This is a genomic window from Streptomyces sp. NPDC088923 (assembly GCF_044749745.1).
GTDB lineage: Bacteria > Actinomycetota > Actinomycetes > Streptomycetales > Streptomycetaceae > Streptomyces.
In genome coordinates this window covers 64,512-81,760 of record NZ_JBIVIO010000012.1, presented here as the reverse complement: position 1 = coordinate 81,760, position 17,249 = coordinate 64,512, and the positions used below count along the sequence as shown (strand labels likewise).

At 70.6% G+C, this 17,249-nt stretch carries 13 protein-coding genes; 10 read left to right on the top strand and 3 right to left on the bottom strand.

Annotated features, from left to right (window positions below; all coding sequences use genetic code 11):
• The first annotated feature begins 201 nt into the window (after positions 1-201).
• Positions 202-2,460 (top strand): IucA/IucC family protein, encoded by a 2,259-nt coding sequence (locus ACIP4O_RS29595; RefSeq protein ID WP_401579151.1) that lies wholly within the window; start codon positions 202-204, stop codon positions 2,458-2,460.
• 12 nt (positions 2,461-2,472) lie between these two features.
• A complete protein-coding gene (locus tag ACIP4O_RS29590; RefSeq protein WP_401579150.1) occupies positions 2,473-4,539 on the top strand; it encodes an ATP-dependent DNA helicase in 2,067 nt (688 codons plus the stop codon).
• Positions 4,540-4,879: 340 nt separating this feature from the next.
• On the opposite strand, the gene lexA is transcribed toward ACIP4O_RS29590, so the two are convergent.
• Positions 4,880-5,668, bottom strand: a complete 789-nt coding sequence (gene lexA / locus ACIP4O_RS29585) for a transcriptional repressor LexA (RefSeq protein WP_164290370.1) — start codon at positions 5,666-5,668, stop codon at positions 4,880-4,882.
• Between the two features lie 810 nt (positions 5,669-6,478).
• Here lexA and nrdR point away from each other — a divergent pair.
• The 3 genes from nrdR (at position 6,479) to ACIP4O_RS29570 (ending at position 11,324) form a co-directional block, all read left to right on the top strand.
• Positions 6,479-6,955, top strand: a complete 477-nt coding sequence (gene nrdR, locus ACIP4O_RS29580) for a transcriptional regulator NrdR (RefSeq protein ID WP_401579148.1) — start codon at positions 6,479-6,481, stop codon at positions 6,953-6,955.
• 441 nt (positions 6,956-7,396) lie between these two features.
• Entirely contained in the window at positions 7,397-10,276 is a 2,880-nt protein-coding gene (locus ACIP4O_RS29575) for a vitamin B12-dependent ribonucleotide reductase (protein WP_401579146.1), read from the top strand.
• Between the two features lie 673 nt (positions 10,277-10,949).
• Positions 10,950-11,324: an integrase gene (locus ACIP4O_RS29570; RefSeq protein ID WP_343244685.1), complete on the top strand. Its 375-nt coding sequence runs from the start codon at positions 10,950-10,952 to the stop codon at positions 11,322-11,324.
• A 367-nt stretch (positions 11,325-11,691) separates the two neighbouring features.
• Here ACIP4O_RS29570 and ACIP4O_RS29565 read toward each other — a convergent pair whose 3' ends face one another.
• A complete protein-coding gene (locus ACIP4O_RS29565; RefSeq protein WP_401579144.1) occupies positions 11,692-12,228 on the bottom strand; it encodes a TerD family protein in 537 nt (178 codons plus the stop codon).
• Between the two features lie 165 nt (positions 12,229-12,393).
• Here ACIP4O_RS29565 and ACIP4O_RS29560 point away from each other — a divergent pair, with 165 nt between their 5' ends.
• The 5 genes from ACIP4O_RS29560 (at position 12,394) to ACIP4O_RS29540 (ending at position 16,244) form a co-directional block, all read left to right on the top strand.
• On the top strand, positions 12,394-12,999 hold the full coding sequence (locus ACIP4O_RS29560) for a YdbC family protein (RefSeq protein WP_401579143.1): 606 nt from the start codon (positions 12,394-12,396) through the stop codon (positions 12,997-12,999).
• A 95-nt stretch (positions 13,000-13,094) separates the two neighbouring features.
• Positions 13,095-13,754, top strand: coding sequence for a histidine phosphatase family protein (locus ACIP4O_RS29555; RefSeq protein ID WP_401579141.1), 660 nt, complete (start codon positions 13,095-13,097; stop codon positions 13,752-13,754).
• Between the two features lie 85 nt (positions 13,755-13,839).
• A complete protein-coding gene (locus ACIP4O_RS29550) occupies positions 13,840-14,784 on the top strand; it encodes an ADP-ribosylglycohydrolase family protein (protein WP_401579139.1) in 945 nt (314 codons plus the stop codon).
• A 100-nt stretch (positions 14,785-14,884) separates the two neighbouring features.
• Positions 14,885-15,586 (top strand): ribonuclease HII, encoded by a 702-nt coding sequence (locus tag ACIP4O_RS29545; RefSeq protein WP_401579137.1) that lies wholly within the window; start codon positions 14,885-14,887, stop codon positions 15,584-15,586.
• Between the two features lie 67 nt (positions 15,587-15,653).
• Positions 15,654-16,244 carry a hypothetical protein gene (locus tag ACIP4O_RS29540; protein ID WP_401579135.1) on the top strand — a complete coding sequence of 197 codons (591 nt, stop codon included), beginning with the start codon at positions 15,654-15,656 and terminating at the stop codon, positions 16,242-16,244.
• A gap of 116 nt (positions 16,245-16,360) precedes the next feature.
• On the opposite strand, the gene ACIP4O_RS29535 is transcribed toward ACIP4O_RS29540, so the two are convergent.
• A complete protein-coding gene (locus ACIP4O_RS29535) occupies positions 16,361-17,164 on the bottom strand; it encodes a hypothetical protein (RefSeq protein WP_401579133.1) in 804 nt (267 codons plus the stop codon).
• Positions 17,165-17,249 lie beyond the last annotated feature (85 nt).

Here is a 17,249-nt window from a genome sequence, read left to right as displayed (position 1 = left end):
CGCCCTTCTCCTCCGCGCCATGCCGTCCGCCCGCGACCCTCTTCGCGCGGCGCGGGTACGTACCCGGCAGCGGTACGTACTTTCGCGGCGCGCCGCCCGCGCCCGGCCCCGGCCCACGCGCGCCGCCGCCTTCCCCCGTACGCGTACGCCTCCCGCCGTATCCGCACGTCCGCACACCGGTCGCCACCGAAGGAGCCCTTCGTGCAGAACCTCCCCGCACCGCGTCCCTGGACACCACCCGCCGACGAGCCTGCCGACGAGCCCGCGCTCCCGCCCGTCACCGCCCCCGAAGGCCCCCCGCAGCACGGCCTCTTCGCCCCCGCCGAGCTGACTCCCGAGCTGTGGCGCGAGGCAGGGAGGCTGCTCCTCGCCAAGATGGTCGCGGAATTCTCGTACGAGGGCCTCTTCGCCCCGCTCGCCGAGGACCCCGAGTCGCCCGACGTGCCCTTCCACCAGCGCGCGTACCGGCTGCCGCTGGGGCGGCCGGGGGAGACGCCATCCGCTGGGGCGCGCGGGGGAGGGGCGGCAGGGGACGAAGCGGTAAAGGACGGCCGCGGTGGCACGGCGGGGGAGGCCCCGGCGGTCCGGGAAGAGACCGCGGAGCAACCCGCGCTTCTCTTCCGGGCCGCCCGCAGCGCCTACGGCCACTGGGAGGTCGCACCCGAGAGCCTGCGCCTCGACACCAGAGGGGTCGCGGACGCGCTGGGCGCCGACGGCACCGGTGACGACCGCGCCCCCACCGCCCCTCATCCCGCCACCGACCCGCTCGACTTCCTCGTCCGCGCCCGCCACGTCCTCGGCCTCGACGGCGCGACGCTCGGCCACCTGCTGCGCGAGCTGAACGCGACGCTCGCCGCCGACGCGCGACTCCTCCACACCGCCCTGAGCAGCGCGGACCTCGCCGAACTCGGATACGCGCAGCTTGAGGGCCACCAGACCGGGCACCCCTGGATCGTCCTCAACAAAGGCCGTTTGGGCTTCGGTGCCTCCGACGCCGCGCGCTGGACCCCCGAGGGCCGGGCCGAAGCGCGCCTGCCGTGGCTCGCGGTCCGCGACCACCTCGCCACCTACCGGGGCGTTCCCGGACTCGACACGCCCGAGCAGCTCTATGCCGCCGAACTGGCTCCCGCCGTGCGGGAGTCCTTCGACGCGGCCTTAACCGAGCGCGGCCTCGACCCGGCCGACTACCTCTACCTGCCGGTGCACCCCTGGCAGTGGGACAGCACCGTGCTGCCGCTGCACGCCGCGGGCGTCGCCGCCGGCGACCTCGTACCGCTGCCCTCGGACGGCGCCCGCCGCCTGCCGCAGCAGTCCATCCGCACCTTCCTCAACCTGGACGACCCCACGCGGCACACGGTCAAACTGCCGCTCTCCGTCCTCAACACCCTCGTCTGGCGCGGACTGCCGACCCGGCGCACGATCGCCGCGCCCGCCGTCACGGCCTGGGTGCAGTCCGTACGCGACCGCGACCCCTACCTGCGCGAGGAATGCCGCGTCGTCCTGCTCGGCGAGGTCGCGTCGGTCGCCGTGCGGCACCCGTTCTACGACGCGCTGCCCGAGGTCCCGTACCAGTACAAGGAACTCCTCGGCGCGATCTGGCGCGAACCGCTCGCCCCGCTCCTCGACGAGGACGAACGCGCGCGGACCCTCGCCTCACTTCTGCACGTGGACCGTGAAGGCCGCGCCTTCGTCGCCGAACTCGTCGCGCGCTCGGGCCTCGCCCCGCACGACTGGCTGCGACGCCTCTTCGGCGCCCTGCTGCCGCCGCTTCTGCACTTCCTTTACCGCCACGGCACGGTCTTCTCGCCGCACGGCGAGAACGCGATCGTCGTCTTCGACGCGCACGACGTCCCCACGAGGCTCGCGGTCAAGGACTTCGTCGACGACGTCAACCTCAGCGCGCGACCGCTCCCCGAACACGAGGACATGCCCAGGGAGGTGCGCGACATCCTGCTGACGGAAGATCCCTCCTTCCTCCCGCAGTTCATCCATTCCGGTCTCTTCGTCGGCGTCTTCCGCTATCTCGCCCCGCTGTGCCGCACCCAGCTCGGCGTCCCCGACGAGGACTTCTGGGGCCTCGTACGCGCCGAGATCCTCGCCTACCAGGCACGCTTTCCCGAGCTGAAGGAGCGCTACGAGCTCTTCGAGCTGCTCGGCCCGGAGATCGAGCGGCTCTGCCTCAACCGCAACCGCCTCCACCTCGACGGCTACCGGGACCGTGCCGAGCGGCCCCACGCGGCGGTGGAGGGCGTGGTGGCGAACCCGCTGCACGGGGGCGCTTTCCGGCCACGTGCGAGGTGGGGGCGTGGGGCGGGGGCGGACGAGGTGGGGGATGGTGCGCTGGGAGGGGGCGTGCCCGGAGGGGGTGCGTCCGGAGGGGGTGTGCCCGGAAGGGAGCGGTCACATGATCGGACTGGGCCTGTGGATGGAGCGGCGGGAGCTGTCGGTGCCGCGTCGTAGGGTGGTCTGGCTATGACGAAGCCCTCACTCCCCGAGCTCCTGCACGCCGCTGTCGCCGCCGTGGGCGGCACCGAACGGCCGGGCCAGGTGGCCATGGCCGAGGCGGTCGAAGCGGCCATCGACGACGGTTCCCACCTCCTTGTCCAGGCCGGCACCGGCACCGGGAAGTCGCTCGGCTACCTGGTGCCGGCGCTGGCGCACGGGGAACGGGTGGTGGTCGCGACGGCAACTCTGGCGCTCCAGCGCCAGCTGGTGGAGCGCGACCTGCCCCGTACGGTCGAGGCCCTCCACCCCGTGCTGCGCCGCCGGCCCGAGTACGCGATGCTCAAGGGCCGCTCGAACTACCTCTGCCTGCACCGCCTCCACGAGGGCATGCCGAAGGACGAGGAAGAGGCGCTCTTCGACCAGTTCGAGGCGGCGGCGCCGTCCAGCAAGCTCGGGCAGGACCTCCTGCGGTTGCGGGACTGGGCGGACGAGACCGAGACGGGCGACCGCGACGGCCTGAGCCCGGGCGTCTCCGACCGCGCCTGGGCGCAGGTCTCCGTCTCCTCGCGCGAGTGCCTCGGGGCGAGCCGTTGCGCCTACGGCGCCGAGTGCTTCGCGGAGACGGCGCGCGAGCGCGCGAAGCTCGCCGACGTCGTCGTCACCAACCACGCGCTGCTCGCGATCGACGCCATCGAGGGCGCCCCCGTGCTCCCCTCGCACGAGGTCCTCATCGTCGACGAGGCACACGAACTCGTCGGTCGTGTCACGAACGTGGCCACCGGCGAGCTGAACCCGAACCAGGTCAACAGGGCCGCCCGCCGTGCCGCGAAGCTCGTCGACGAGAAGGTCGCCGACGCTTTCCAGGCCGGGGCCGAGGGCTTCGAACGGGTCATGGAGCTGGCGCTGCCGGGCCGGCTCGAAGCGCTTCCCGACGATCTCGGGTACGCGCTCGCCGCGCTCCGCGACGCGGCCCGGCAGGTGATCACCGCCATCGGCAACACCCGTGATCGCTCGGTGCAGGACGAGGACGCGGTGCGCAAGCAGGCTCTCGCCTCGGTCGAGACCGTCCACGGCGTGGCCGAGCGGATGACGGGGCTCTCCGAGTACGACGTGCTGTGGTGCGAGCGGCACGACCGCTTCGGCGCCTCGCTGCGGGTCGCGCCGCTCTCGGTCTCGGGGCTGCTCCGCGAGAAGCTCTTCGCCGACCGTTCGGTGACGCTCACCTCGGCGACGCTCAAGCTGGGCGGGGACTTCAACGGGGTCGGGGCCTCACTGGGCCTCGCCCCGGAGGGGGTGGCGGGCTCGGGGGCCCCGGAGACGGACGAACTGCCGGTCTGGAAGGGCATCGACGTCGGCTCGCCCTTCGAGTACCGCAAGCAGGGCATCCTCTACGTGGCACGCCACCTGTCCCCACCAGGACGCGAGGGCACCCGTACGGACATGTTCGACGAGCTGGCCGAGCTGGTCGAGGCGGCGGGCGGTCGCACGCTGGGGCTCTTCTCCTCGATGCGCGGCGCGCAGGCGGCGGCTGAGGAACTGCGCTCGCGGCTCGATGTCCCGGTGCTCCTCCAGGGCGAGGAGACACTCGGGGAGCTGATCCGCGCCTTCGCCGAGGACCCGCGCACCTGCCTGTTCGGCACGCTGTCCCTGTGGCAGGGCGTGGACGTGCCGGGGCCGAGCTGCCAGCTCGTCGTGATGGACCGCATTCCCTTCCCGCGCCCCGACGACCCCCTGATGAGCGCGCGGCAGAAGGCGGTGGAGCAGAACGGGGGCAACGGCTTCATGGCGGTCGCCGCCACGCACGCGGCTCTGCTGATGGCCCAGGGCGCGGGCCGTCTCGTGCGGGCCACGGGGGACAAGGGAGTGGTCGCGGTGCTCGACCCGCGTCTCGCGACGGCCAGGTACGGAAGCTACCTGCGCGCCTCGCTCCCCGACTTCTGGTACACGAACGACCGCAACCAGGTCCGGCGCTCCCTCGCGGCGATCGACGCGGCTGCGAAGGCGGCGACGGCCGGTGCTTCGGCGCCGGTAGCCACGGCTGAGGAGCCGGCGCCGGATTCCGGAGAAGAGGTGGGCGCCGTCGCGGAAGGCTGAGGCAGGCGCCTACGGGTTCGGCGCGACCGCGCGCGGATGCACCGCGCCAATACGGGGACGGGCGGGGCTGGGGTCGCGTACCGGGCTCAGCCGCCCTGTGCCCCGGTCGCGCGCGCCTGTGCTGCCGGTGCGCCGATGTCGTGGCCTCGGCCGCTGGCGACCCTGGCCCGCGGGCCCGTCGCGACTCCGCCAGGCCTGATGGTCCGGGCGCGAGGGCCCCCGGCGCTGGGGGCGGAGAACTGCGGCTCTCGGCCGCGTGTGCGCGACGGGCCCCGAGACCGGCGCAGTGAGTCTCAGGGCCCTGCTGAAGGAGGCGGTGCGCGATGCCCGCCGTAGGTGGTCAGATCCGCCGGAGGACGGCGACGACCTTGCCGAGGATGGTCGCCTCGTCGCCGGGGATGGGCTGGTACGCGGCATTGTGCGGGAGCAGCCACACGTGGCCGTCCTCGCGCTTGAACCGCTTCACCGTGGCCTCGCCGTCGAGCATCGCTGCCACGATGTCACCGTTCTCAGCCACGGGCTGGCGCCGGACGGTGACCCAGTCACCGTCGCAGATGGCCGCCTCGATCATGGAGTCGCCGACCACCTTGAGGACGAACAGCTCGCCGTCGCCCACCAGTTGCCGGGGGAGCGGAAAGACGTCCTCGACGGACTCCTCGGCGAGGATCGGGCCACCGGCCGCGATCCGGCCGACCAGGGGAACGTAGGAGGCGGCGGGCTTGCCGGTGGTGTCGGCCGGCTGCGGGCTCGGCTGGTCCGAGCCGCGTACCTCGTAGGCGCGCGGGCGGTGCGGGTCGCGTCGCAGGAAGCCCTTGCGTTCGAGGGCCATGAGCTGGTGCGCCACGGAAGAGGTGCTGGAGAGCCCGACCGCCTGGCCGATCTCACGCATCGACGGCGGGTAGCCCCGTCGCTGCACCGAATCCCTGATGACCTCGATGACCCGTCGTTGCCGGTCGGTCAGTCCGGTGCTGTCCGCCCGGATACCAGGAGGTCGTCCAGGGAGTGAGCGCACTGGCTTACCGCCCTCCTGATGCGTGGCGCTCTCATTGCCGAGCGCCCGGGCCGGCTGGAATCGTCCCTGGGAGCGGTCCTGGGCAGTGATGGTGGCACTGTCGGCTGTGGTGGTCACATTGGGCCCCTCTCGAATGGTCTCCCTGGCTGCACAACGGTAGTGGCTTTCGAAAGGTTGCGCCAAACACACGTTCGAGTGAAAAAACCGCACTTACCTATCGAGAACGGGGCTACAGGTGTATGGAGGCAGGGCTATTTCGTGCGGTTAAAAGGGAATTGCACGAACTCGGCACTGCGGTGCCGGCCTCTCACCGAGGTCGGCACTCGAACACCTGAGGCGGCGCTGAGCGCGTGAAGTGCGAGGAGAGGTCGGAGTCGGGGCGTGGGGCGTTGACGTAGGCGGTGGGGGCCCTCTCCTCGTACGCGAAGTCCCCGTACGCGAAAATGGCGGCCCCCAGTTTGTCATCCGCCCTCGCTCGCGGGGCGGGGCACCCCCGGGCTGTTCGCGCGGCGCGCGCGACGTACGCTCGCACCGCTCGGCACTCGCCCGAACATCACGCTCCGTGTGTGTTGTGGTGATGTGGGTGGCCGACCCCGACCGGTGGTGCCTTGGGAAGCCGCGCACGCGCGGCGTCCAGGGCGGCAAAGGGTGCGGGCCGTGAGGTTTCGCTCGGCCTCGCGTCCGGGTCCATTGGTCGTGCCCCCCTGCGCTCTGCCTGCGCGCGCCCTGCGACACGCGGACGCCCCTTTTCGGCCGTGGGGCCGCCCGAGGCCCAAGATCTAGTGGTCAGCCGTGTGGGGCAGCCTAGAACTTGTGGTCCGGGTGCTTGGCCGGTTCCGGCATCACCTATGCTGGGGGCTGCTTCCAGGGGCGCGAGTTCCCGGTGAGCACAGAGTGTCGTGTCGTCTAGGAGGGTGGGGAGTTCCCGTGCACTGTCCCTTCTGCAGGCATCCGGACAGTCGGGTCGTGGACAGTCGGACCACTGACGACGGGGCGGCCATTCGCCGTCGCCGACAGTGCCCGGACTGCTCCCGGCGCTTCACCACCGTCGAGTCCTGCTCACTGATGGTGATCAAGCGGAGTGGTGTCACGGAGCCCTTCAGCCGTACGAAGGTGATCAACGGGGTGCGCAAGGCGTGCCAGGGTCGCCCCGTCACGGAGGACGCCCTGGCCCTGCTGGGTCAGCGGGTCGAAGAAGCGCTGCGGGCGACGGGGAACGCCGAGCTGAGTACTCACGATGTCGGTCTCGCCATACTGGGACCGCTTCAGGAGCTGGACCTCGTGGCCTACCTGCGGTTCGCGTCCGTGTATCGGGCGTTCGACTCGCTGGAGGACTTCGAGGCGGCCATCGCCGAACTGCGCGTGCGTCCCGAGGTGCCCACCCCGGCGGGCGCGCGCGAGTGAGTGCACGCGTGAGCGGCAGCCCGCCCGCGGCGTAGCCGAGGAGCCGGAGGGGTTCGGACGCGGTAGCGCCTCCGTGAGGAGCCGCTATGACCCTCGTTCGATCACTCTTCGTCGTTGACGTAGTGCTTTGAGCAACCATCTCTGATGAACTCATGCCTTTGGTGACGGGGCGTGGTCACGCGTGCGCCGCCGCTCTGTAAGGGGAGGGCCGCGCGCGGAGAGACACGAAAGCGGGGGCCCGGGCGAGCGTAGAAGCCCGGGAGCGGTACAGAGCGTTTCACCGGCGCTCCGTACCAGGTCGGACCCATGCACCTCGTCCCGGCGGCGGGCGAGGCATGGGGCCCATGGTCCCCGGGAGGCCCCGGGGAATGCGGAGAAAACCGCGCCAGGACGGAAGTCTGAGGCGCTACGAGGCGTTGAAGCCTGGTACGAGGAGGCGGCATGACAGAGACGGCGAGTGGTCCGGCACGCGGGACCCGCAAGAACGCGAAGGCGGGCAAGGGGCTCAAGGTCGAGCGCATCCACACCACCCCGGGGGTCCACCCCTACGACGAGGTGAGCTGGGAGCTCCGTGACGTCGTCATGACCAACTGGCGTGACGGTTCGATCAACTTCGAACAGCGTGGCGTCGAGTTCCCCGACTTCTGGTCGGTCAACGCGGTCAACATCGTCACCAGCAAGTACTTCCGCGGTGCCCTCGGCACCCCCCAGCGCGAGACCGGGCTCAAGCAGCTCATCGACCGCATCGTGAAGACCTACCGGAAGTCCGGCGAGGAGAACCAGTACTTCGCCTCCCCGGCGGATGCCGAGATCTTCGAGCACGAACTCGCCTACGCGCTCCTCCACCAGATCTTCAGCTTCAACTCCCCGGTCTGGTTCAACGTCGGCACCCCGCAGCCGCAGCAGGTCTCCGCCTGCTTCATCCTCTCCGTGGACGACTCCATGGAGTCGATCCTGAACTGGTACAAGGAAGAGGGGATGATCTTCAAGGGCGGTTCGGGCGCCGGCCTCAACCTCTCCCGCATCCGCTCCTCCAAGGAACTCCTCACCTCCGGCGGCAACGCCTCGGGCCCCGTCTCCTTCATGCGCGGCGCCGACGCCTCGGCCGGCACCATCAAGTCCGGCGGCGCCACCCGCCGCGCGGCCAAGATGGTCATCCTCGACGTCGACCACCCGGACGTGGAGAACTTCATCGAGACCAAGGTCAAGGAGGAGGAGAAGATCCGCGCCCTGCGCGACGCGGGCTTCGACATGGACCTGGGCGGCGACGACATCACCTCCGTCCAGTACCAGAACGCCAACAACTCCGTCCGCGTCAACGACGAGTTCATGACTGCCGTCGAGACCGCCGGGAAGTTCGGCCTGCGCTCCCGCCTCACCGGCGAGGTCATCGAAGAGGTCGAGGCGAAGAGCCTCTTCCGGAAGATGGCCGAAGCCGCCTGGGCCTGCGCGGACCCCGGCATCCAGTACGACGACACCATCAACAACTGGCACACATGCCCCGAGTCCGGCCGCATCAACGGCTCGAACCCGTGCAGCGAGTACATGCACCTGGACAACACCTCGTGCAACCTGGCCTCGCTCAACCTCATGAAGTTCCTCAAGGACGACGGCAAGGGCAATCAGTCCTTCGAGGTGGAGCGTTTCGCCAAGCTCGTCGAGCTGGTCATCACCGCGATGGACATCTCCATCTGCTTCGCCGACTTCCCCACCGAGAAGATCGGCGAGAACACCCGCGCCTTCCGCCAGCTGGGCATCGGCTACGCGAACCTGGGCGCCCTCCTCATGGCGACCGGCCACGCCTACGACTCCGAGGGCGGTCGCGCTCTCGCCGGAGCCATCACCTCGCTCATGACCGGCACGGCCTACCGCCGCTCCGCCGAGCTCGCCGCGGCCGTCGGCCCCTACGAGGGCTACGCCCGCAACGCCACGGCCCACAAGCGCGTCATGAAGCAGCATGCCGACGCCAACGGTGTCGCCGTCCGCATGGACGACCTCGACTCCCCGGTCTGGGCCGCGGCCACCGAGGCCTGGCAGGACGTCCTCCGCATCGGTGAGAAGAACGGTTTCCGCAACGCGCAGGCGAGCGTGCTCGCCCCGACCGGCACCATCGGCCTCGCGATGTCCTGCGACACCACCGGTGTCGAGCCCGACCTCGCCCTGGTCAAGTTCAAGAAGCTCGTCGGCGGCGGCTCCATGCAGATTGTCAACGGCACCGTCCCGCAGGCCCTGCGCCGCCTGGGCTACCAGGAGGAGCAGATCGAGGCGATCGTCGCGCACATCGCGGAGAACGGGAACGTCGTCGACGCGCCCGCGCTCAAGGCCGAGCACTACGAGGTCTTCGACTGCGCGATGGGCGACCGCGCCATCTCGCCGATGGGCCACGTGCGGATGATGGCGGCGATCCAGCCGTGGATCTCCGGCGCCATCTCCAAGACGGTCAACATGCCCGAGTCGGCCACCGTCGAAGAGGTCGAGGAGATCTACTTCGAGGCGTGGAAGCTCGGGATCAAGGCCCTCGCGATCTACCGCGACAACTGCAAGGTGGGCCAGCCCCTCTCCGCCAAGAAGAAGGAGGAGAAGAAGGCCGAGATCACCGAGAAGTCCGAGGAGACCATCCGCGCGGCGGTCGAGAAGGTCGTCGAGTACCGCCCGGTGCGCAAGCGCCTGCCCAAGGGCCGGCCCGGCATCACCACCTCCTTCACGGTGGGCGGCGCCGAGGGCTACATGACCGCCAACTCCTACCCCGACGACGGTCTCGGCGAGGTCTTCCTCAAGATGTCCAAGCAGGGTTCGACCCTCGCGGGCATGATGGACGCCTTCTCCATCGCCGTCTCGGTCGGCCTCCAGTACGGCGTGCCGCTGGAGACGTACGTCTCGAAGTTCACCAACATGCGCTTCGAGCCGGCCGGTATGACCGACGACCCGGACGTGCGCCTGGCGCAGTCCATCGTCGACTACATCTTCCGGCGCCTTGCCCTGGACTTCCTGCCCTTCGAGACCCGCTCCGCCCTCGGTATCCACTCGGCCGAGGAGCGCCAGCGTCACCTCGACACCGGTTCCTACGAACCGGCGGAAGAGGAGTCCGACACCGAGACGCCGGCCCAGTCCGCGCCCGTTCAGAAGACGACGGTCGTGACCGGCACCGACGAGGCCGCCACCCCGGCCCCGCGCGAGGCCCACACCTCGGCCGAACTCGTCGAGATGCAGCTCGGCATCAGCGCCGACGCCCCGCTCTGCCTCTCCTGCGGTACGAAGATGCAGCGGGCCGGCTCCTGCTACATCTGCGAGGGCTGCGGCTCGACGAGCGGGTGCAGCTGACCCCACGGAGAACCCTGGCCACGGGCTGCCGGCGGTGAGGGTTCGTCGCGGAGGCCGACGCACGCGACGCACCGTGCGTGAGACGACGCGCGGGTGAAGGAGGGGGCCGTCCCAGCGGGACGGTCCCCTCCGCGTTGTGGCCATTCCGGGCTGTGGCCCCTCCGGAACGGTCCCCTCCGGGCTGTGGCGGCCGACCTCCCCCTTCCGCCGCTGCCCGACGGCCCGCTTACGGTCGACGCTGAACCGCACGAGGCCGCTCGGGAGCGGATCGGGAGTCGTCCCAGGGCGGCGCGTGCCCCAAGGACGGGTTGCAGGGGAGCCCGCTCGCAGGCTGAGTCGTGCCCCCTGGGCGTGGCCTGGGCCGAGGGCTGCTCGGCCGGGGGCTGTTCGGCCGATGGCGGATCGGCCACGCGGCCTTCGGCTCGATCGGGACGCCGCACCGGGGAAGGTCCGGTGCCGTGCCTCGTTCCTGTGCCCGCCTCGTTCATCCTGAGAACGGCCGTCCCCGCGACCCGCAGCTTTCACGGGGAAACACCGTGCCCCATATCGCCTGCCCTTTTGCCCGCCTCTTTGTAGTACCAGCAGGTCAGCCCCTCGCCCGCTGGTGCCTTCTTTCGCGTGTCCCTCCTCTTCTCGGGCGTAACCACGCCCGCTCTCGCGCGTTGTGCGCGTCGTGACAACTGCAGCCCACAGCCCGCATGCCCAGCCGGTTTTCGAAGCGATGCTGGACGGCTGGACACGCCAGCAACGGGCGGGCTCCCTGCCGTCGTACACCGTCCAGTCGCGACTCGACCTCGTCTATCGCTTCGCGGTCTACACCGACCGCTACCCCTGGGAGTGGGAACCGGGGCAGGCGGACGCCTTCCTCGACCACCTGCTCTCCGCCCACCTCCGCTCCGCACAGCGTCCCATCGGGCTCTCCACCATCAGCACGTACCGGCTCGCGCTGCGGCTTTTCCTGGAGTACGTGACCGATCCCCGGCACGCGTGGCTGCGGGAGTGCCAGGAGAAGTTCGGCCGTGTGCCCGTACCGATCCCGCCGGAGTGAGAGCGTCGGCTCACTGGCGAGAAAAGGGACGACCTCGGAGCGGGACCAAGGACCCCGGGAGGAGAAGAGTCGGCAGGCCGGCTCCTCCCGGGGTGTACGAGGCCATGTCCACGGCGAAGGTTTCAACGTCCGCGGTGGTGCAGCGGGCCTCGTGAGAGCAATTCTGCCAGTGAGGAATCCGCCGAAACGGTCCTGCGCTCGAATCCTCCTTCGAAAGGGTGATAGAGCGGGGGACGGAGCAACGCAGAGCTCGGCGTGGCGCGTCCTTGATCAATTCTTCTGCCCGGGAGCGCTCCCATAAGCCTCGGCGGCATGCCGACAGTGAGGACGCGACTTGCCCCTGACCCGATCCTGGCGGGCCCGGAGGTCAGCCGGCCTCGGGCTTGCCACCCAGCAGCCTCAGGAAGTCGGGCAGTTCGGTGTCGTATCCCCGCACCGTCGGCCGGTAGCCCCACTCTCCCTCTTCCCCACGCCCGAACTCGGCCACCACCGCCCCCGTGGCGCCTGCCAGGTCGGTGAAATCCACCGGTCCGAGTTCGTCGTATCCTTCGCGCAGCCGGATGCCGGGTTGGTGCACGTCCGCGAAGGTGCGGTGTCCGCCGTTCTGCTGGATCACCACGGCGACCGCGACCCTGCCGTACGCCTCGGAGAGCCTGTTGAGCTCCAGGACCATGACCTCGTCGAAGCCCAGACCCTGGCCCGTGCGGCTGTCGCGGTTGAGAGTGATCGTGCCGTCCGGCGCGCGGTGGTCGAAGTGCACGACGTAGGCCGGTGCGCCGTGCGGATCCTGAAGCGTGAACACCGCCGCGACGAGATCGAGATCCATCGCGGGCGCGCCGTGCGGGCTCGGGTCCCATTTGAGGGCGACCTCGACCTTTGTGAGTCCCTTGCTCAAGCTCTCCATCGGGCCTTCCCTTCGCTCGGGACGGACTATGCGACCGTAAGCCTGACTGCTTGTCAGGCAAGCTGCCGGTCCTATTCATTGTCCATGGTGGCACGGGAGCCGAACGAATGTCGGAGCCCTTGCGCAGGATGACCGGTACCCGTCCCACCGCCGTACGATGGCGCGGTGCTGTTCAAGTGGATTCGCTGCGAGGTCGCTGACCGGAACCGGTTCGACCGAGGTCAGCGGCGGTGGGTGGAACTCGCCGACGTACGGGGATTCAGGGGGCAGGCGGGAGGGTGGAGCCGCGAACGACCCGCACAGGCCCACATCTTCGGCTTCTGGGAGAGCAGGGCCTTCTACGACTCCTTCATGGCCCGGACCCACGACCGGCTCGCGGCCACCCAGGCGGGCAGTTGTACGGAGGTGCGCACCACGCTCTTCGACCACCGCTTCGACGTGAAGACCGGTTTCGAGCCGCTCTTCCACGACGTGGACCTGGTCCGGATCGCGCACACCCGCGTACGTCCCGAGCGCGTCGAGCACTTCGCCCTCGCCCAGCGCCGCGTCTGGAATCCGGCCATGGCCGGCTCGCCCGGGATGGTCCGGGGTTTCTTCGCCGAGGCCCCCGGCAGCGAGTTCCTCGTCCTGTCCATGTGGCGGTCCACCGCCGAACGAGGCAAGTACCGGCCCGAGGGACTGCACCGGCTCTCGACGCGCGCCGAGGCCGAGGAAGACCTCCTCGGGCTGGACGGTGCCATGGTCGACCTGGAGCCTTCCTGGACCGTCTGACCCGGCCCGTCTTCCGCCTGCCTGCGACCACGGCTGCTCCGGATGGAGTCTGCCCCGCCGTACCTCCGCGCGGGGCGCGCCCTAGGCTGGAGGACATGGCACGACCACGACGCATCGTTCTGGTCCGGCACGGTGAGTCCGACGGCAACGCTGACGACAGTGTGTACGAGCGCGAGCCCGACCACGCTCTGTGCCTGACCGCCGCCGGGCGCGCCCAGGCCCTCGCCGCGGGGGACCGGCTGCGCACGCTCTTCGGCGACGAGCGCGTCAGCGTCTACGTCTCCCCGTACCGCAGGACCCACGAAACACTCGGGCTCTTTCACCTCGACCCCGGTAACGTCCGGGTCCGCGAGGAACCGAGGCTGCGGGAGCAGGACTGGGGCAACTGGCAGGACCGCGACGACGTGCGCTTGCAGAAGGCGTACCGGGATGCCTACGGGCACTTCTTCTACCGCTTCGCGCAGGGCGAGTCCGGCGCCGATGTGTACGACCGGGTCGGCGCTTTCCTGGAGAGCCTTTTCCGCTCTTTCGAGGCGCCGGACCACCCGCCGAACGTGCTCCTGGTCACCCACGGGCTGACCATGCGGCTTTTCTGCATGCGCTGGTTCCACTGGACAGTGGCCGAATTCGAATCGCTCTCCAATCCGGACAACGGTGAGACCCGCTGTCTCGAACTCGGCCCCGACGGTCGCTATCACCTCGACCGCCCCTTCGTGAAATGGCGCGAGCCGGAGCCGTACGGCGTGACCAGTTAAGCCGTACGGGACGCGGAATGCCTGAAAGGGGAATCGTTTCTCCTCCCTGGGCCTAAGCGTCGTCGCTGGATAGAGTGATGCGGACATGACCGCAGAAGAGCACCCTTCACCCGACTCCTCCTCCACCGCCGCACGTCTCACCCGAGCCCGCGCCAGCCTCGGCGGCCTCCGAATCGGCGACGCACTCGGCTCGCAGTTCTTCGTTCCCGGAAACCGTCCCCGCCTCACAGCCGAAGAACTGCCTCCCGCCCCCTGGCAATGGACCGACGACACCGAGATGGCCAGTTCGGTCGTGACCGTCCTGGCCGCCGAAGGGCGGATCGAGGAGGACGTTCTGGCGCATTCCTTCGCCCGCCACCACGACTTCGATCGCGGCTACGGCCCGGGAGCCAACCGGCTCCTGCGCCTCGTACGCGAAGGCGGAGACTGGCGGGAACTCTCCACAGCGCTCTTCCAGGGCCAAGGGTCCTGGGGCAACGGCGCCGCCATGCGCGTCGCCCCGCTCGGGGCCTGGTACGCCGACGACCCCAGGGAAGCCGCACGTCAGGCCGTTCTCTCGGCGCGTCCCACCCACCAGCACCCCGAGGGGATCGCGGGGGCGGTGGCAGTGTCCGTGACGGCAGCCCTCGTCGCGGCCGCGGGGGCCACTCCACCGGAGCCCGGGGCGCTGCTCGACGCGGTCCTCGCACTCGTACCGCGCAGCGCCGTCCACATCGGCCTGCGCCGGGCCGCTTCGATGCTCGACTACGAGGACGTCACCACGGTCGCCGCTGTCCTGGGCTGCGGACGCCGCACGACGGCCCAGGACACGGTGCCCTTCGCCATCTGGTCCGCCGCCCGTTCGCTCGGTGACTTCGAGCGCGCGTTCTGGACGACCGCCCGTGCGGGAGGGGACATCGACACGACCTGTGCCATCGTCGGCGGGATCGTCGCGGCGAGCCCCGCCGGCGCCCCGCCGTACGCCTGGCGCCGGCGGACGGAACCCCTTCCCGCCTGGGCCGAACTCGCCCACGAGGCACCCGCGGTCTGACCTCTCCCACCGGGGACAGGTCTCCGGTAGGTCTCATTACGGCAGCGGAGGGGAGCCGGGGTGTCGCACCGGATGAAGGGCGCGTACGCTGTCACCCGCTATGCCGTACGAAGCACCCACCCACAGCGTTGAGCGCTCGCTCCGCGCCACGACCGGAGCCAAGGTCGTGGCAGGCATCGACGAAGTGGGGCGCGGGGCCTGGGCCGGGCCCGTCTCGGTCAGCGCCGCCGTCACCGGGCTGCGGCGACCCCCCGAGGGGCTGACCGACTCCAAACTCCTCACTCCCAAACGACGTGCTGCCATCGTCGTGGAGCTGGAGCAGTGGGTCACCGCTCACTCCCTCGGTCACGCCTCGCCGGAGGAGATCGACGAACTCGGTATGACGGCCGCCCTACGGCTCGCCGCTACCCGAGCGCTCGAAGGACTCCCGGTGCGTCCCGACTGGGTGATCCTTGACGGCAACCACGACTACCTCGGAGCACCGTGGAAGGTCCGCACGGTGATCAAGGGGGACCAGTCCTGCGTGTCGGTCGCCGCCGCGTCCGTACTCGCCAAGGTCGCCCGTGACCGCCTGATGGCCGAACTCGGGACTCAGCACGAAGACTTCGCCTTCGCCGCCAATGCCGGATACCCTTCGCCGGCGCACAAGGCGGCCCTGGCGGAACGGGGTCCGACCCCGTACCACCGGCTTTCCTGGTCGTACCTCGACGCGATGCCGCAATGGCGGCATCTGAAGAAGGTGCGTGCCGGGACGGACGGGAACCCCGCGGCGATCGAAGGACAGCTCGGTTTCGACTTCTGATCGTTCGACCGCCCGTACGGGCAACACCGCCGGGACGGACCCCGGCGAGCAACCCACCAGTCATGTCATGCCTCTCAGTCCCGAGGAGCCTCAGATTCCCGAGAGTGCCCAGGGTCCCCGCGCGACTCCGGCCGCAGGCCGCAGCGCCCAGACCCCCCGCCCCGTACCCGGCCCGCGTCCCGCGGCGCCGCCTCGCCCCGGTCGTCCGGGGCCCACGCGCCCGGCTCCGGCCCAGCGCGATCAGCAGCCCAAGCCCCCGGCCCAGGCCGCCACGCAGATCCAGCTGATCCCCGCCCCCGCCGACGGCGCGCTCGACGCCGCCGAAGAGGCCGTCGACCTGCTCCTCGACTCGGGCCGCGTGCCCGGCGAGGTGCTGGTGGTGACCACGGGCGAGGCCCACCCCTGGACAGCCCACGAGCTGTCCTTCGGTGAGGCCGCCTACTGGGCCCAGCACGACGCGGGTGACGACGTCTTCTACGCCGACTTCGCGCACGTCGCTCGTCTCGCCTCCAGGCCCGTCGTCGTGGTGGCCCTCAACGGCGGTACGGACAGCGCCGTCACCACAGTCCTGTCCCTGGCTCGCGAGCGTGCGAACACCCTGCTGATCGTCTGCGGCGACCCGCAGCGCGTCAACGCGGTGCTGGGCGCGGGCGTCTGACCGACACCGCCCCCGCCCGGCCGCCACCGGCCGGGCGGAGCGGAGCCGGCCACCGCTACGGGTGGACCGGCCGCGAAGCTCTCCCGCACGGCCTACGGACAAGAGGGGCGCCGCGGTCAGCGCACGGCGGTACGAGGCCACGGCTCCCGCGACGCGTCGATCGGCCGGGACAGCAGCCCCGCGGCCCGCTCCGTGAGCGACTCCACACGCCCCGGACGCTGCCCCGGCAGCTCCGTGCCCGCCCCGAAGCGCGCCGCGCGGTTGGCGCGTTGCTCCGGCAGCGGTCCCAACTGCCCCGGCAGGGGCGAGACCTTGTCCGTACGCGGTGCGAACAGGGTGGTACGGGAACCGAGCTGGGGGTGGCGGCCACCACGCCCTTCGCCGAGAACCTGCCAGCCCGCGTCCGTGAGCGTCACGTACGCTCCGCAACGCAGGCCGTGCAGAGTGCAGGCGTCGCGCAGACCCCACATCCAGGCACCGTCCTCCACCGTCCAACGGGACTCGCCTTCGCGGCAGTGCAGCAGAACCGCCGTGCGCACCGGCGTTCTGCGGCGCAGGTCGTGGGGGATGACCCGACGCAGCTGCGCCAGCAGCGTATTGCGGAAGACCCAGCCATCGGACTCGCCCGGGCGGCGAGTGAAGGACGCACTCGCCCGGAGGCGTTCGTCCGGGTCGAGGACCCCCACCACCACTGTCCCGGCCGCTGGGCGGTGGCGTTCGTAGAGCCCCGTCACGACCTCCCGCGGATTCCCGAGCAGGGGGACATTCGCGGCGGCCCACTCCTGCGCACCGACCACACGAGGTGGTGAGCCGGTCGGTTCGGCAGGCAGGGACGGCACCGGCACCAGGGGCGAGGGGGCTGTGGACGGGGGCGGTGGCGTCTTCCTCGACGCGGCGGACGGAGCGAATCCGAAGGTCACGGTCCTCCCTTCGGCTACGCGCCCGCACTGCGGGCGGGATCGGGACGTGGGAGAGCGCACCACCAAACGGCAGCACCGGAGCCGG

Excerpts from the sequence above, each read along its gene's own strand:
- ACIP4O_RS29550 (WP_401579139.1), top strand. The coding sequence starts at position 13,840 with ATGACCGCAGAAGAGCACCCTTCACCCGACTCCTCCTCCACCGCCGCA.
- ACIP4O_RS29565 (WP_401579144.1), bottom strand. The coding sequence starts at position 12,228 with ATGGAGAGCTTGAGCAAGGGACTCACAAAGGTCGAGGTCGCCCTCAAA.
- ACIP4O_RS29590 (WP_401579150.1), top strand. The coding sequence starts at position 2,473 with ATGACGAAGCCCTCACTCCCCGAGCTCCTGCACGCCGCTGTCGCCGCC.
- ACIP4O_RS29545 (WP_401579137.1), top strand. The coding sequence starts at position 14,885 with ATGCCGTACGAAGCACCCACCCACAGCGTTGAGCGCTCGCTCCGCGCC.
- ACIP4O_RS29540 (WP_401579135.1), top strand. The coding sequence starts at position 15,654 with ATGCCTCTCAGTCCCGAGGAGCCTCAGATTCCCGAGAGTGCCCAGGGT.
- ACIP4O_RS29575 (WP_401579146.1), top strand. The coding sequence starts at position 7,397 with ATGACAGAGACGGCGAGTGGTCCGGCACGCGGGACCCGCAAGAACGCG.
- ACIP4O_RS29555 (WP_401579141.1), top strand. The coding sequence starts at position 13,095 with ATGGCACGACCACGACGCATCGTTCTGGTCCGGCACGGTGAGTCCGAC.